This is a genomic window from Mammaliicoccus lentus, assembly GCF_947036595.1.
GTDB classification, from domain to species: Bacteria; Bacillota; Bacilli; order Staphylococcales; family Staphylococcaceae; genus Mammaliicoccus; species Mammaliicoccus lentus.
This window is the reverse complement of record NZ_OX344834.1, coordinates 2,244,012-2,260,057: the sequence shown is the minus strand read 5'-3', so window position 1 is coordinate 2,260,057 and position 16,046 is coordinate 2,244,012. Positions and strand designations below refer to the sequence as shown.

At 31.7% G+C, this 16,046-nt stretch carries 18 protein-coding genes; 10 read left to right on the top strand and 8 right to left on the bottom strand.

Features of this window, described 5'->3' with window-relative positions; genetic code table 11:
• Positions 1 to 36 precede the first annotated feature (36 nt).
• Positions 37 to 1,077: a ferrated catecholamine ABC transporter substrate-binding lipoprotein SstD gene (locus ACNMOQ_RS11210; RefSeq protein ID WP_064204702.1), complete on the top strand. Its 1,041-nt coding sequence runs from the start codon at positions 37 to 39 to the stop codon at positions 1,075 to 1,077.
• A 163-nt stretch (positions 1,078 to 1,240) separates the two neighbouring features.
• Here ACNMOQ_RS11210 and murB read toward each other — a convergent pair whose 3' ends face one another.
• A complete protein-coding gene (murB, locus tag ACNMOQ_RS11205; RefSeq protein ID WP_218688220.1) occupies positions 1,241 to 2,170 on the bottom strand; it encodes a UDP-N-acetylmuramate dehydrogenase in 930 nt (309 codons plus the stop codon).
• Positions 2,171 to 2,240: 70 nt separating this feature from the next.
• Positions 2,241 to 2,762: a GrpB family protein gene (locus ACNMOQ_RS11200; protein WP_167751580.1), complete on the bottom strand. Its 522-nt coding sequence runs from the start codon at positions 2,760 to 2,762 to the stop codon at positions 2,241 to 2,243.
• A 96-nt stretch (positions 2,763 to 2,858) separates the two neighbouring features.
• Here ACNMOQ_RS11200 and ACNMOQ_RS11195 point away from each other — a divergent pair, with 96 nt between their 5' ends.
• Positions 2,859 to 3,746, top strand: coding sequence for an EMYY motif lipoprotein (locus ACNMOQ_RS11195; protein ID WP_064210870.1), 888 nt, complete (start codon positions 2,859 to 2,861; stop codon positions 3,744 to 3,746).
• Positions 3,747 to 3,796: 50 nt separating this feature from the next.
• Here the strand turns inward: ACNMOQ_RS11195 and ACNMOQ_RS11190 are convergent, their stop codons facing one another.
• Positions 3,797 to 4,036 (bottom strand): hypothetical protein, encoded by a 240-nt coding sequence (locus ACNMOQ_RS11190; RefSeq protein ID WP_369964813.1) that lies wholly within the window; start codon positions 4,034 to 4,036, stop codon positions 3,797 to 3,799.
• Between the two features lie 157 nt (positions 4,037 to 4,193).
• Here ACNMOQ_RS11190 and ytxJ point away from each other — a divergent pair, with 157 nt between their 5' ends.
• Positions 4,194 to 4,514: a bacillithiol system redox-active protein YtxJ gene (ytxJ, locus tag ACNMOQ_RS11185; RefSeq protein WP_017000356.1), complete on the top strand. Its 321-nt coding sequence runs from the start codon at positions 4,194 to 4,196 to the stop codon at positions 4,512 to 4,514.
• 101 nt (positions 4,515 to 4,615) lie between these two features.
• A complete protein-coding gene (locus ACNMOQ_RS11180; protein ID WP_064210871.1) occupies positions 4,616 to 5,737 on the top strand; it encodes a glycerate kinase in 1,122 nt (373 codons plus the stop codon).
• Between the two features lie 349 nt (positions 5,738 to 6,086).
• Here the strand turns inward: ACNMOQ_RS11180 and pepT are convergent, their stop codons facing one another.
• From pepT to gdpS, 4 genes are all read right to left on the bottom strand, one after another.
• Positions 6,087 to 7,313 carry a peptidase T gene (gene pepT, locus ACNMOQ_RS11175; RefSeq protein WP_070045683.1) on the bottom strand — a complete coding sequence of 409 codons (1,227 nt, stop codon included), beginning with the start codon at positions 7,311 to 7,313 and terminating at the stop codon, positions 6,087 to 6,089.
• A gap of 37 nt (positions 7,314 to 7,350) precedes the next feature.
• Positions 7,351 to 7,815 (bottom strand): threonine/serine exporter family protein, encoded by a 465-nt coding sequence (locus ACNMOQ_RS11170; protein ID WP_016998600.1) that lies wholly within the window; start codon positions 7,813 to 7,815, stop codon positions 7,351 to 7,353.
• Between the two features lie 14 nt (positions 7,816 to 7,829).
• Positions 7,830 to 8,597, bottom strand: coding sequence for a threonine/serine exporter family protein (locus tag ACNMOQ_RS11165; RefSeq protein ID WP_016998599.1), 768 nt, complete (start codon positions 8,595 to 8,597; stop codon positions 7,830 to 7,832).
• Positions 8,598 to 8,693: 96 nt separating this feature from the next.
• Entirely contained in the window at positions 8,694 to 9,764 is a 1,071-nt protein-coding gene (gdpS, locus tag ACNMOQ_RS11160; protein WP_016998598.1) for a GGDEF domain-containing protein GdpS, read from the bottom strand.
• A 258-nt stretch (positions 9,765 to 10,022) separates the two neighbouring features.
• Between gdpS and ACNMOQ_RS11155 the strand changes: the two genes are divergently transcribed.
• Positions 10,023 to 11,078, top strand: coding sequence for a glycosyltransferase family 4 protein (locus tag ACNMOQ_RS11155; RefSeq protein WP_016998597.1), 1,056 nt, complete (start codon positions 10,023 to 10,025; stop codon positions 11,076 to 11,078).
• Positions 11,079 to 11,080: 2 nt separating this feature from the next.
• On the opposite strand, the gene ACNMOQ_RS11150 is transcribed toward ACNMOQ_RS11155, so the two are convergent.
• Positions 11,081 to 11,731 carry a YigZ family protein gene (locus ACNMOQ_RS11150; RefSeq protein WP_064210873.1) on the bottom strand — a complete coding sequence of 217 codons (651 nt, stop codon included), beginning with the start codon at positions 11,729 to 11,731 and terminating at the stop codon, positions 11,081 to 11,083.
• 81 nt (positions 11,732 to 11,812) lie between these two features.
• Between ACNMOQ_RS11150 and ACNMOQ_RS11145 the strand changes: the two genes are divergently transcribed.
• From ACNMOQ_RS11145 to hpf, 5 genes are all read left to right on the top strand, one after another.
• Entirely contained in the window at positions 11,813 to 12,331 is a 519-nt protein-coding gene (locus ACNMOQ_RS11145) for a hypothetical protein (RefSeq protein ID WP_016998595.1), read from the top strand.
• 74 nt (positions 12,332 to 12,405) lie between these two features.
• On the top strand, positions 12,406 to 13,269 hold the full coding sequence (fakB1, locus tag ACNMOQ_RS11140) for a fatty acid kinase binding subunit FakB1 (RefSeq protein WP_016998594.1): 864 nt from the start codon (positions 12,406 to 12,408) through the stop codon (positions 13,267 to 13,269).
• A 54-nt stretch (positions 13,270 to 13,323) separates the two neighbouring features.
• Positions 13,324 to 14,610 carry a DEAD/DEAH box helicase family protein gene (locus ACNMOQ_RS11135; RefSeq protein ID WP_416349844.1) on the top strand — a complete coding sequence of 429 codons (1,287 nt, stop codon included), beginning with the start codon at positions 13,324 to 13,326 and terminating at the stop codon, positions 14,608 to 14,610.
• A gap of 137 nt (positions 14,611 to 14,747) precedes the next feature.
• Positions 14,748 to 15,272 carry a ComF family protein gene (locus ACNMOQ_RS11130; RefSeq protein ID WP_416349843.1) on the top strand — a complete coding sequence of 175 codons (525 nt, stop codon included), beginning with the start codon at positions 14,748 to 14,750 and terminating at the stop codon, positions 15,270 to 15,272.
• A gap of 66 nt (positions 15,273 to 15,338) precedes the next feature.
• Complete coding sequence (hpf, locus tag ACNMOQ_RS11125; RefSeq protein WP_416349842.1) at positions 15,339 to 15,902, top strand: ribosome hibernation-promoting factor, HPF/YfiA family; 564 nt, start codon at positions 15,339 to 15,341, stop codon at positions 15,900 to 15,902.
• Positions 15,903 to 16,046: the final 144 nt, after the last annotated feature.

Below are 16,046 nucleotides of genomic sequence, written 5' to 3'. Positions count from 1 at the left end.
TTTACATCATTATATATAAGAAGGAGAGTTTAGTTCATGAAGAAAGTATTTAGTTTTATGTTAATAGCAGTATTATCAATCGTATTAGTAGCATGCGGTAATGATTCAAGTAGTAAAGAGGAAAAGTCATCAAAAGACGATACTAAGAGTGATTCTAAAACAGTAGAAATCGAATCTAAATATCAAGTTCGTGGTAAAGAGAAAGATGGCAGTGATGCTAAGACAGTAGAAGAGAAAGTGAAAGTTCCAGTTAATCCTAAGAAAGTTGTTGTATTAGATTATGGTACTTTAGATACAGTTGAAGCATTAGGTGCAAAAGATGCAGTTAAAGGTGTACCTAAAGGTGAAGGCGGCGCTTCATTACCTGAATTCTTAGACACATTCAAAGGTGACGAATTTGTAAACACTGGCTCAGTTAAAGAAGTAAACTACGATAAAATTGCAGAAATTGACCCAGACTTAATTCTATTCTCTGGTCGTACTGCAGGAACTGAAGTACAAGATGAATTGAAAAAAGCAGCTCCAGACGCAGCAAGATTATACGTAGGTGCAGATGATAAAAATTACTTGAACTCAGTTGAAGAAAATACGAATAATTTAGGTAAAATTTTCGATAAAGAAGATAAAGCAAAAGAATTAAACAAGAGCTTAGAGAAGAAAATTAAAGATGTTAAAGCAAAAGCTGATAAATCAGATAAAAAAGCAATGTACTTATTAGCTAACGAAGGTGAGTTATCTACATATGGTCCAGGTGCAAGATTTGGTAGCTTAATCTTTGACGTATTGGATGTAAAACCAGTCGATAAAGACTTAAAAGCAAGCACACATGGCCAACCAGTAAGCTTCGAATATATTTCTGAAAAGAATCCTGACATCATCTATGCCATGGACAGAGGTAAAGCGATTGGCGGAAAAGAAAGTGCTAACAAAGCATTATCAAACGACGTTATCAAAGATGTTACAGCAATTAAAGAAGACAAAGTTGTAAACGTTGATCCACAATTATGGTACTTAGCTTCAGGTGGCGTAAGAACTACTGAAAAACAAGTAGACGAAGTTGCTAAAGGTTTAGAATAAGAAATAAGGCTGAGATATTTTAATGCCCCAGCTTAAAAAGAATACTCCTAATCCTAAGTTTATTTAACTAATGGATTAGGAGTATTTATATATCTGAAAAAGCAGCCAACAAGACAATATTTTGTCTTGTTGGCTGCTTATACGTTTCACTGAAGTGTTTGTTTTAATTTGTTAATTGATCTGTTGGTTCTCCAATAATGCGTACTTCACGTTTCAGCTCTACGTCAAACTTTTCTTTAACGACTTTTTGAACATGTTCAATAATCATTTCGTAATCAGTAGCTGTTCCGTTATCTACATTTACTATAAAACCAGCATGTTTAGTTGATACTTCTACACCGCCTATTCTATGGCCTTGTAGGTCAGCATCTTGTATCAATTTACCTGCAAAGTGGTTAGGAGGTCTTTGGAAAACACTGCCACACGATGGATACTCTAAAGGCTGTTTATCTTGTCTTCTTTGCGTCAAATCATCCATTGTAGCTTGTATTGTCTTTATATCTCCCGGCTGTAATTTGAAAGTTGCTTCAAGTACAACTAAATGTTGACGTTGAACAATACTTGTTCTGTAACCAAGTTCAAGTTCATCGCTTTGTATTGTATATAGCTTGCCTGTATCATCTATAGCTTTAATGTAATCAATGCAATCTTTAACTTCGCCACCATAAGCTCCTGCGTTCATATAGACTGCACCACCGACAGAACCGGGGATGCCACATGCAAATTCCAATCCTGATAAATGATGGTCTCTTGCACGTCTTGATACATCTATAATCGCTGCGCCGCTTCCGCATGTTATACAACCGTCACGAACGTGAATTTGATTGAATTGTAATAAACTGATTACAATACCACGTATACCCCCGTCTCTAATGATGATATTAGAACCATTCCCTAAAAACGTTAAAGGAATTTGATTAAGGTATGCATATTCTACTATTTTTTGAACTTCTGTATATGAAGTAGGGGATAAGTAAAAGTCTGCTTTTCCACCTGTTTTTGTGAAAGTATATTTTTTTAAAGGTTCATTCACCTTAATTAATGATTTAGGGAGAAATTTTGATAAATCCTCCAAAATTGTAGGGTTATTCACCGTTCGACGTCCTTTCTTTACTGTGCTCTTAAAAATATTATATCAAGATTTTCCAGTTTAAGCGAATAGCTTATGAGCAATGTTTTTCAATAAGTTGTTGAAACCATTGTTGCTTATTGTTCTCATATTCTCTTACACTTTTATTGTTATTTATAGTGTTTGTTTTAAAACTTTGAAATGAGTCTATAACTGAGTTGTCGTGATTTAAAAGTTCATCTACAGTTAAATAATCATATAACATTTGACTGTTTTGTTCAACAATATGTATACGCACAATTTGTCTTAATGTAATCATATCTTTAAATTGAGCCATCATAATTTTCTTCTTATAAGAGTGGTGTAATCTATATATGTTGTGATAGTTTAATCTCTTCTCATCTAAGCTAGTAATATCATGTAATGAACGCACGGTAACAAGTACATCTAAGATAGGTTCAGTTGTATAACGGGTTTGTTTCGTGCCACCTATATGATAAACATCTTGTATAGGTGTATTTAAAAGGCTAAACAATAGTTGTTGAATTTTTATATATTTTGCTTTAAAATTTTTTGTTGATTGTAATTGAATGAACGGTTGAGGTCTTTTTAACATAATAACACTTCCATTAATCAATAATAAGAATATAATATATAACATTTTAATTATCCATGATATTATGTATAATACAAGTGAAACAGAGGTGCAATGATGAAAATAAAATTACTCTACTTAATGTTATTTGTACTTGTATTAATTATTGCAGCTTGTAGTAATGAGGTAAATTCAGATCTTAAAAAGTATAAAAGAGATATGAAACCTATTTATAAAAAAGAAGACACAATTCTTGATAATATTAATCAATTAAATTTAGATAAATTAGATCAACTAGTAGGCACTGAAGTAACAGCTGAAAAACATAAAGAATTGAATAAGCTTCATAAAGAACTTGATAAAGAAGTCTTACCTGAAGTTAAGAGTCTTAAAAAACAAGCTGAGAATATCGAGCCGAGTACACAAGAAGTAAAAGATGCACATAATATTTACGTTAGCAATGTTAAAAAGAGAGAAGACTCTATTTCAGAGCTAAATGAATATATATCGCTATTCGAAAAATCTATCAGATCTAATGAGAAAATATTAGAATATACAGAGGTATTTGAGAAAAATAAAGCAGTAGCTGAAAAAAATGCTAGTAAAGCTAAAGATAGCTCTGAAGATAAAGATGATTATGAAGCGTTAGTATCAGTAATAGATAAAAATAGTGACGATTTAAATAATAAAGCTAAGTATTTAAATGAAGCGCATAGTGTGAAAGAGAAATCACAATATATCCATGATAAAATCATTCCGAGTATATCTAAGTATGTAAAAGCTCTTAATCAAACAAATATTAAATCCAATAGAGTGAATCAAATGAGGCAATCTCAGATTGAAATGTATTACACTTTAAGTGATTATTATAAGGAACGAAAAAAAGGTATTATTATTGAAGAAAAACTTCAAAAAATAAAAGCCCCTGATGACTTTAACAGTAAAGTTACGTACTTAGGAAAAGATGAGAAGTATGATAAAGCTATTGATAGATTAGAAAAATAAAACACACCGTATATTAGAATAAAAGTTTATTCTGTATCGGTGTGTTTCTTTTATTCTTCTTTTTTAACGGTGGATTCTTTCTTCTTAGTTTGAGATAAGTATATATTTTTACCTACTAAAGAGATAACCCAAATCGAAAATGCGATAATTAAGATATATGATAATGCAGGTTGGTTTTTAAAATCGAATAAAAACAGAATAGAAATAATAAGTAAACATGCATTAATCGTATCAATCATTCCCCATCTCTTAATGAGGGTAGGTGTTACATTTTTGGTCAAATAAAGCACCTCCTTATTGTAATTATAGTATATCAAAATTAACTAGTGGTTAATATCAAAGAATGCGGGTAAACATAATTAAGATAAAAATAGAATTTGCCATATAAAACGAATGATGTTATAGTGTTCAATTGTATTGGTTAAATTATGATAGAGGTGAATTAAAATGGTCGTGAAATTAACTTCCATCGATCAATTTGAAAAAGTACTCAATGATAACCCAAACGTATTTGTAATGAAACACAGCAGTACTTGTCCTATTTCGGCAAGTGCGTATGATCAATTTAATAAATTCTTATATGAAAGAGACATGGACGGTTATTATTTAATTGTTCAAGAAGAAAGAGAATTATCTGATTATATAGCTGACAAAACTGGCGTCAAACATGAATCACCACAGGCTTTTTATTTTATAAACGGGAATGCCGAGTGGGATGCAAGTCATGATAATATCACAGTAGCAAGTTTATCGAAAGCAGAAGAGTAATAATGATATAAGACAAACAGTCATATTGACTGTTTGTTTTTTTGTTAAATAGAGAAAAAAACAGTATAATGAATTATGATAAAAAGCATGAGGTGAAAAATATGAGAGTATTAGTTGCGATGGATGAATTTGATGGTATTTTATCAAGTTATCATGCAAATAGATTTGTAGAAGAAGCGATAAAGTCTCAATTTAATGAAGCGGATATAGTGCAAGTACCTTTATTTAATGGTCAAAGAGAAGTTATTGATTCAATATTATTATGGCAATCAGGCACGAAATATTCGGTAGATCATCATGATGCATATATGAACCCTAAGACATCAGTTTATGCAGTTACTGGTAATAACATAACGGTTATAGAAGCGGGTGAAGTGTTAACTTCAAATGAAGAAACAATTAGACCAAGTGAAACCACTTCTTACGGTTTAGGTGAAATGCTTAATGAAGCGCTTAAAGAAAATACTAATGAAATGATTATATCAGTAGGTAACGTTGCAAGTTATGATGGTGGTCTAGGCATGATTCAAGCACTTGGCGCAAAGTTTTATGATGCTGAAGGTGCTTTAGTAGATTTAAGCAAGGGCGCTAAATGGATTAAATATATTAGAACAATAGACTTATATGATTTAGATAAACGTTTGAAAGATAAAAAAATTAAAGTCATTACAGATTTTGAATCTAAATATTATGGTAAAAGTAGTCGAGTTATGAAAGAACGTGAATTAAATCATATCTCGTTAGAAGAGGCTACAGATATAGATAATGCTTTATGGTATATAAGTGAACTGTTTAAGAGTCAGCATAAAACATTATTAGGTAAAGAAGAAAGAGGCGGATCTGGTAGCGGTATAGCTGCTATGTTAAATTGTCTATGGGATGGCGAACTTGTAACTGGTGGAGATGTTGTTAACGAACTGACATACTTAGACCAATTAATTGAGCAAGCTGATTTTGTTGTGTTTGGGGAAGGTTTAAAACCGAACCAACAATTACTCGAGACGACTTCAGTAAGAATTGCAGAATTATGTCATAAACACAATAAAGTTAATATCGCAGTTTGTGCAACAGATGAAAAATTCGATAAATATATTGAACAAGAAGTCACAGCAATGTTTAAAGTACTAAACAAAGATCAATATACGATGACTGAATTAGAAATGGGCATAGCCTTAAGACATTTAACGACACAAGCATTAAGATTATTGAAAAGCAATTTATAATTAAGAGTCCGGAACATAACAAATGTTTCGGATTTTTGTTATGTAAGCGTGAGTATTTCATTATTTTTAATGAATAATAAGAGAGTGGGGCCTCTAACGTGCAAGAAATTTGAGACAAGCTCGTTACATTTTCTAACGGGCTAGTGCGTGTAAACAAGCCCGTTAGCGCAATGTTTTCTACGATTTTGTAAAGTGCTGACGCCTGAGGGAATCGTATGAGTGAGAGACTACAGGCTCGAACCATACCCTAGGCAAGAATGCACGAACAAAATCGTAGATCTTATAAAAAATAAGCATATCACTTACAAACTGAAATAATCAGTTAAGTGATATGCTTATTTATTTTGAATTAAGATTGTTTTTCAAATTCAGATAGGATACCTACAATTGTTTGCACTGCTTTTTCCATAACATCAATAGACGCATATTCAAATGGTCCATGGAAATTAGCGCCACCAGTAAATAAATTTGGTGTAGGTAAGCCCATATAAGAAAGTTGAGAACCATCAGTACCACCACGAATCGGCTCTATTACAGGTGTAATACCTAAAGATTTAATCACTTTCTCAGGTATATCGATTAGCTCAGGATGAGGTTTGATTTTTTCACCCATATTATAATATTGGTCATCGATTTGAACTTTAATCAGTTCTTCATCATAATGGTGGTTTAAATTTTTGGCGATATCTAACAAATGATTTTTTCTACGCTCAAATTGTGCTTTGTCATGGTCACGAATAATATATTGTAATGTTGCTTTTTCAACGTTACCTTCCATTTGCATTAAATGGTAAAAGCCTTCATATCCTTCAGTATGTTCAGGTACTTCATCAGCTGGTAACTGTTCATTAAAAGTCATTGCTAACGTGTTAGCATTGACCATAACATCTTTAGCTGAACCAGGATGAACATTGACACCATTAACTTCTACAACAGCCATAGCTGCATTAAAGCTTTCGTATTGTAGTTCGCCTTCTAAACTGCCATCCATTGTATAAGCAAAGTCAGCATTGAAACGTTCTACATCAAAGTTGTGTGGCCCTTTACCAATTTCTTCGTCAGGCGTAAAGCTAAATCGAATGTCACCGTGTTTGATTTCTGGATGATCAATTAAGTAAATAATAGCTTCCATAATTTCTACGACACCAGCTTTATCGTCTGCACCTAGCAATGATGTGCCATCAGTTGTCATTAATGTATGCCCGATAACATCTTTTAATTGTGGGAAAGTATTTGGGCTAAGCACTTTTTCTGTCTGACCTAACTGAATATCTTCCCCGTTATAATTTTCTACAATTACTGGATTAACGTTTGTAGCATTATAATCAGGTGATGTATCAATATGTGCTAATAAACCAACAGTAGGAACCTTTTTATCGGTATTAGATGGTAATGTAGCCATTAAATACCCTTTGTCATCTACTGTTACTTCAAGGTTAAGTGCTTTAATTTCTTCTTCAAGAAGTTTAATTAAATCCCATTGCTTTTCAGTAGAAGGTGTTGTTGTACTATTTGGATCCGCTTGTGTGTCTATCTTTACATATCTTTCTAATCGATCAATTAGACGTTGTTTCACATTATTCTCTCCCTTTTACTTCTATTTACTTTACTTATTATACGCTTTTTTGTTTCTTAGAAGCAAAAAATTGCTTAGTACGAATGTAAATTTGGAAGACAATTTCTGAACTTAAAATACCAAACGCAATAGCTCCAGATATTAGTGTAGCTTGTAATGACGTATTGATAGCTACATCATAATTATTAATAACTAAGTTTTTAGTGGCATCATAAGCTAAACCACCGGGAACTAAAGGAATAATACCAGCTACTATAAAAATAATCATAGGACGTTTATAGTAGCGGCTCATGATATGACTCATGATAGCTAAAGTGAAACTCCCGTAGAACGAAGCTTGAACTTTATCAATACCGAAGTCTAAAGAAACAGTATAAATCATCCAAGCTATGGCGCCAACAACACCACAAGCAATTAGAAGTCTTCTAGGTGCATTAAAAATGACAGAGAAGAATAATGTTGCAGTAAAACTTAATAGTATTTGATAAATATAATCTAACATTCATAGCACCTTCCTTAACTTAGTAATAATACAATTGCTACGCCAGCACCGATTGCAAATGCTGTTAAAGCCGCTTCTACACCTTTAGAAATACCAGCTAATAATTGACCAGCCATCAAATCTCTTATTGCATTTGTAATAAGAACACCTGGTACAAGTGGCATAACAGAGGCAATGGTAATTAAACTTAAATTATCTCCGTAAAAGAAATTGACACTTATTGTAGCTATTGTAGCTATAATTAATGAACTAATAAATTCAGTAAAAAATTTAATGCGTATCGTATTATGTACAATTGCCATTGTTAAATACCCAGTACCACCAGCTATAAATGAAGGGATAACATCAGGTTGTTTACCACCAAACATAGGTAAGAAACATGCTGATGCAATAGCTGCTGCCAAAACTTTTAACCAAAAAGGAAATTGTAATGCAGCATGATGTAAATGTATCAATTCAGATTTAGCTTCATCTATCGATAATTCGTTATTTGCAATCTTTCTGGAAATTTGATTCGTCAGAGATATTTTCTCTAAATCTGTCGATCTTTCATCTATTCTTATCAATCTAGTGTTAGTTCTATCATTTAATGAGAAAATAATTGCTGTGGAAGTTACAAAGCTATGTGTATTTTCTAAGCCATAACTCGTTGCGATTCTAGCCATTGTGTCTTCAACTCTATATGTTTCAGCACCGCTTTCCAAAAGGATGCGTCCTGCTGTCATAACGACATCGATTATTTTATTCTCATCTATTATTGTGAAGTCCTTTAATTCTTCCATAATAACCTCCATGTTCGCAATGAATAAAATATAATCCTTATATAACAACAATTCAACAAAAAACATAGAATTGCAATAGGCAATTCTATGTTTAGTTTATAATTTAATAATTGGATTGAACATTACTTTGTTTTGACCTTGTAATTTCGCTTCATGTAACATATCATCCGCGTCTTTAAATACACGTCTTTTAGATTTATTATCCTCTTCTGTTAAATAGCCGACCCCTATGGAGACAGAAAGTTTTATTGTGTCTTTGTTAGGTAAATGGAACGTTGATTGTTGCACACTATCTCTAATACTTTCGGCTAACTTAATCGCACTATCTAATGATTCATCAATCAATATAATAGAAAATTCTTCTCCTCCGTTACGGAATGCTTTTACGTCTTTAGGCAAGTAATTAATGAGTAATTGGGACATCTGTTTGAGTACTGCATCACCAGCCGTATGAGAATATTCATCATTTACATCTTTAAATCCATCTATATCAATTAACAACAATGCCATAGATTGTTGTTGTTCAGTAACGAGTTCAGTTGTTCTATTTAAATATCTATCGAATTCTTTTACGTTTCCTAATCCAGTTAAATAATCGACCGATTCTTCATTTTCATAACGGGAAATAAGATTTTTAAGAATCCATATATCGCGATAAACACTCGCACTAATAATACTAAGGATAAAGGAAATTGGTACGAGAAACAACCATTCATTCAACCATGAATCAGGGTTTAAGAATATTAAAGTAATAACAATAATAAGGATACTGATTAAATATAATAATTGTATGCTAACAAAATCACTTTGTTTAAGAAATGGACCAATCATACCAACTACTACTGCTATTATGAGTAGATGTAAGTCATCTAAAAATGGTGTGTTGAATATAAACATATCTACTAGCAAAATGATGACTGCACTGAATGAGGTATAAAATAAATTTGTAAATCTACCTAAGAACAATAACGGGATAAAGCTTAACGTGATAACATAATCATGATATTGAATAGGGTTGGATATTAACAATATCGAAACACCAGTCATTAGAATGGTGATATAATTTTGTGAAAATTTTACGGTTCTAGTTTCACTATATTGGATGCGATGGTATAGATAAAAAGACGCAATAGTTACAGAAATATTAAATATAATTGCTTGTATCATATAGCACCATCCTTCATTTTATAAGCCATATGATATTGTAATCTATTAGATGACGTTTGTCACGATATAACAAGTATTTTCGGAAAAAAAGTTTCATTTTTCACAGCTTGTAGGAATTAAAAGCTGAATATTTACTACCGAAACAATTGGGAATATATGGGATGCAGTGGTTTTTATAGCATGTGAGCTGAAATTTTGATATTCTTAAAGAAATGTTTTATTAACATTATTCTTCAATTATAAGATGAAGGTGAATCCATGTTTACTTTGCAATTAATATTATTAACGATGATTGTGAGCTTAATACTTACACCTTTAGTAATTGTACTTTCTAAAAAAATAGGTGCTGTTGATATGCCTAATGTAAGAAAAGTACATACTAAACCAGTTTCAGTATTGGGCGGAACAGTTATTTTGCTATCTTTTCTTATCGGGTTATGGTGGGGCAAACCAGTTGAACATGAAATAATACCTATTATATTAGGCGCAATTGTTATTTATTTAATTGGTTTAGTCGATGATTTATACGATATGAAACCACTGGTGAAACTTGCAGGACAAATAGCAGTTTCACTTATAGTTGTATTAAATGGTGTTACATTAGACTTTATAACATTACCTTTTGGAATTGTTATAGAATTCGGCATATTTAGTATACCTATGACTATATTTTGGGTAGTCGCAGTTATGAATGCAATTAATTTAATAGATGGATTAGATGGTCTAGCTTCAGGTATTTCGTGTATTGCGCTTGTAACGATTGGATTTATTGCCATATTACAACAAAATATTTTCATAATGATGATATGTAGCGTGTTAATTGGTTCGTTATTAGGATTTTTAGTTTTCAATTCGCATCCAGCAAAAATATTCCTTGGAGATAGTGGTGCATTGTTGTTAGGTTATATTATTGGTGTTTTATCACTATTAGGTTTTAAAAACATTACATTAATATCACTATTTTTCCCGATGGTTATTTTAGCAGTACCATTTATAGACATGTTGTTTGCTATAATTCGAAGATTACATAATAAGCAATCCATAGTACAGGCAGATAAATCACATTTACATCATAAGTTATTGGATTTAGGCTATACACATAGACAGACAGTAGTATTAATCTATATGATTGCTATATTGTTTAGCATATCTAGTGTCATACTATACTTATCACCGCCATACGGTGTATTGATGATGTTTATTATGATTTTAATAACAATTGAATTAATCGTAGAATTTACAGGTTTAATACATCCTAATTACAGACCTATACTCAATTTATTAACACGGTCTAAATATAAAGAAGAACGCTAAATTTAGCGTTCTTCTTCTTTGTTATATGGAAACGGTAAGGCAATAGTTTCTTCTCTATTTAATTCGTATTTTCCTTGATTAATTTCATCTAAGAAATTCATAAAGTTTTCTTCTTCTGAGGCAATCACGTGTATCGTATATTTCACTTTATCAGTGTAGGCTGTATCAACAAGCATATATTCTGTTTGTTGTAATTCATATTCAAAACGGCCCGTTTGATCATAATCTAAAGTGACTTCGAACGGTATAGCTTCAAGTAAAATGATACGACCTATTTCATTAATCACTTGGCTTACTGCACTTCCGTAAGCTCTGATAAGTCCTCCGGCACCAAGTTTTATGCCACCAAAGTAACGGGTAACCACAACAACTACATTATGTAATTGTTGCTTTTTTAATACTTCGAGCATTGGTACACCAGCAGTTCCAGAAGGCTCTCCGTCATCATTGGCTTTTTGTGTGAGCATAGTTGGTCCGATGACGTAACTTGAGCAGTTATGAGTCGCTGAATGATGTTCTTTTTTCTTTTGCTGTATGAATGCTTTAGCTTCTTCTTCTGTTTCGGCCGGGTGAATACTCGCTATAAATCTAGATTTATTTATTATTATTTCAGTTTCATGTGGTGCTTTTATAGTAATTAGTCCTTCAGCCATGTTAAAACTTCTCCCTTTACATCGTTATCTGTTACGATATATTATATACTATTGAAATTAGACGGGAAAGGATTGTATCAATTGAAGAAGAATAAATTAATATTTTTATGCATAGCTTTGACTTTAATATTAGCGGCGTGTGGTTCTAAAGATGAACCTAAACAAGAAACGAAGGATAAAGACGATAGCCAAGGTGTATTATTAGATGATAAAGGCAATCCGAAAGAAACAATTGAGGTAGATAAAGATACAGAGAAGGCTGTTAAAGATGCGATTGAGAAAAATAGGAAATCTTTAAACGAAGGTAATGTAGATAAGTATATTGATACGATAGATCATGATTCAAAACAGTTAGATGTCAAAGAAGAAAAGTCAGTTCTACAAGATACGCTTAAAGATTATAAATTTGATAAAAAAATTTCTAATATTAAATTTTTAGAAAAAGATAAAGATAAAGTTGTTGTGTTTTATAATGTAGATACTACAGCTCACCCGAAAAGTGGTGGAGATGATGAAAAAAAATCATTTAATGAAGTCGTAACACTTGTTAAGAAAGATAACACTTATAAGTATTCTAAAATGGCACAAGCAGCAATTTAATAGATAAAGTACTTTTCAAATATCTGTTTATTAGATATGATGTTTATGGAAGAGAATCTAGGAGGAAAAATTTTATGAAAATTGCTGTAATAACGGATTCGACAGCATATTTAGATCAGGCTTATATTGATGAATATCAAATTAAAATAATCCCTTTAAATGTGATTTTTAAAGATGAAACATACAGAGAATTAATAGATTTAAATACGGAAGATTTTTATAAAAGAATGAGAAATGAAACACAACTACCAACTACTTCTCAACCTACAATTGGAGACTATGTAGCGTTATTAGAAGAATTGGAAAGAGAAGGATATACAGATGTGATTGCAATTCATCTATCCAGTGGTATTAGCGGTGCTTACCAAGGTGCTATTACTGCAAACTCTATGGTTGAAGGTATAAAAGTACATCCATTTGACTCAGAAATATCTTGTATGGTTCAAGGCTTTTACACGTTGAAAGCTAGTCAACTTATTCGAGAGAATGTGCCGCTTGAAAGCATTTTAAAGCAATTAGAAGAAATGAAGCAAGCAGCCAATGCATACTTTATAGTTGATGATTTAAACAACCTTAAAAAGGGCGGACGTCTTAATGGCGCTCAAGCTTTAGTAGGCACAATGTTACAGGTGAAACCTATACTTCATTTTGTTGATACTAAAATTGTCCCTTATGAGAAGGTTAGAACGAAAAAAAGAGCAATGAAACGAATCGAAGAACAAATTGCTAAAGAAATAGACCAGTCTTCGGAAGTTTCAATCTGTGTTATACATGCCAATGATGAAGAAGGCGCACTTGCTTGGAAGAAACAACTAGAAGAAAAGTTTCCAAAAGCAAATGTAATTATTAGTTACTTTGGTCCTGTCATCGGAACACATTTAGGAGAAGGCTCTTTAGGTGTAGGCTATACAACAACACCAATCGATTTAACAAAATAATATAATGTCAGCACAAAAAGCATATGCTTTTTGTGCTTTTTTATTGGAGGTAATATGAAATATTATGGCCGTATTTGTCATGATTTAAGTGACATTACTGATGAAAAAATTTTAAAAACTTTACCAGGGGTTACAATCGTTAATGATAAGTATAAATGTAATCAATGTACAAATACTGATCAAAGGATGTTCTATCATTATTATTGTTACCACTGTAATAAAGAAACTATTTATTGTAGAAGTTGTATTCAACTTGGTAAAGTTCAAAGTTGTAAAAATATATACGTGATAGAAAGTCACAGAGAAGAGACACCCGGATACTTTAAACTAGATTTTAAATTAAGTCCTCAACAAGAACTAGCTTCTCAAAAGGTTAGTGAAGCTATCTTGTCACATTCCCCATTGCTATTGCACGCAGTTACAGGTGCAGGAAAGACAGAAATGATTTTTGAAGGTATTTCTCAAGCAAGGCGTAAAGGTTATAACGTGGCTGTTGTCTCTCCAAGAGTAGATGTTGTTAAAGAAGTATATTTAAGGTTGAAACAGGCTTTTGTTGATGAACAAATAGATTTATTATATGAAGGACAAATTGCTAAATTTAACAGCACCTTTATTGTATCTACAGTTCATCAGTTGATGAGATATTATCAACATTTTGATGTGGTAATCGTTGACGAGGTTGATGCATTTCCTTTAGAAATGGACAATCAGTTAATGACAACGATAAGTAAAGCAACTCGTATACAATCTAGTCATATTTATTTAACTGCTACTCCTAACAAACAACTGCGTTCACTTTTCAAAGAACATCAAATAATAACTTTACCTGCACGCTATCACGGACACCCTCTACCTGTACCAGAATTTCATTATAATATTGTTAAGACAACAAAAATAAATCATAAATTACTAAAATTTTTAAAAAGACAAGTTAATGAAAATAGAAAAACATTTGTATTTTTCCACGATATTAATTATATGGAATCTGTATTCAAACTATATACGCAGTACTTTTCAAAGATTGAATGTGTATCGAGTCAAGATCCAGAAAGACATGAGAAAGTTAGTCGTTTAAGAAATAACGAAGTTGATATCATGTTTACAACGACTATTTTAGAGAGAGGTGTTACGTTACCAGCGTTAGATGTTGTAATTATTCGAACAGATATGTTTACTTCAAGTGCTATTATTCAAATTGCAGGAAGAGTCGGTAGAAAGACTTCTAATCCGACAGGAAACGTAATATGTTACAACAAAGGGATAACTAAAGAAATGGACTTAGCGAGAAAAGAAATTATGAGCATGAATAAACTTGCTAAAGAAAGAGGATGGTTAAAGTGAAAAAATGCTTAATCTGTCAAAATTCAATAAATGAATCGATAAATTTATTGAATTTATTTAATCAATCTCAAAATATATGCCAATCTTGCCAGTTAAATTTGACGTTCAATCATAATGTACGAAGATGTACAAAATGTTTGAAAATATTATCAGAAGATGAACATGAATGTTTAGATTGTATGTGGTTATCTCAAAGTTATAAGTTAATTAATCAACTACATACACTTTATGATTATCAAACTTTTATTAAAACATTGATGCATCAATATAAATTTTCTGGAGATTTAGCATTGTACGAAATATTTCAAATACCTAGAAAGATAATTAAAAATTACGATTTAATCGTGCCAGCACCTATTAATGATAATAAACTAAGAAATAGAACTTTCGATCATGTTGCGTACGTATTAGATAAACAAAACATACCTTATACACAACTATTTCAAACAGAAGAACGAAAAAAACAAGCTTGCTTGTCGAAAAAAGAAAGGTCAGAACAAAATAATCCATTTAAATTAATCGACGAAATAAACTTAGAAAATAAAAAAATATTACTAGTAGATGATATCTATACAACGGGTCTAACAATACATCAATTGGCCGAGCATTTACTTGTTAGAAAAATCAGAAAACTAGATGCCTTAACATTTGCAAGAGGATAAAATAATGGTAAAATAATAGTAGGAAGAAACACAAAGAGAATAGCGCATTAAAGGAGTCGGTGCTTTATGATCAGATTTGAAATTCATGGTGAAAACATCACAGTGACTGATCCGATAAGAAATTATATTGAGGACAAAGTAGGTAAATTAGAACGTTACTTTACAAATGTCCCGGAAGCGATAGCTCATGTTAAAATTAAAACTTATCAGGATTCAAGTAGTAAAGTTGAAGTAACAATTCCGTTGAAAGAAGTTACTTTAAGAGCTGAAGAAAAACATGATGATTTATATGCTGGAATCGACTTAATAACTAACAAATTAGAAAGACAAGTGCGTAAGTACAAAACAAAAGTAAACAGAAAGTATCGTGATAAAGGACGAGAAAAAGACATATTCGCTACTACTGAACCAGGTTATCCGGAGGAAAACGAAGAAAACGATAGTGAAATAGAAATTATTCGTTCTAAACAGTTCGCATTGAAACCTATGGATTCTGAAGAAGCTGTTTTACAAATGAATCTACTAGGTCATGATTTCTACATCTTCACAGATGCAGAAACAGATGGAACAAGTATAGTTTACAAACGTAAAGACGGTAAATATGGTTTAATTGAAACATCAATACAATAAATGAATAAACCGAAAACTGATGCAGAACTTCTGTGTCAGTTTTCTTTGTGTAATAATAGCTTTTCGTTAAAAGAGGTGGTAATCTTAAATAGTATAAAAATAAAAATAAAAGTGTTATGATATATTGTTGTAAGATTACTAGTT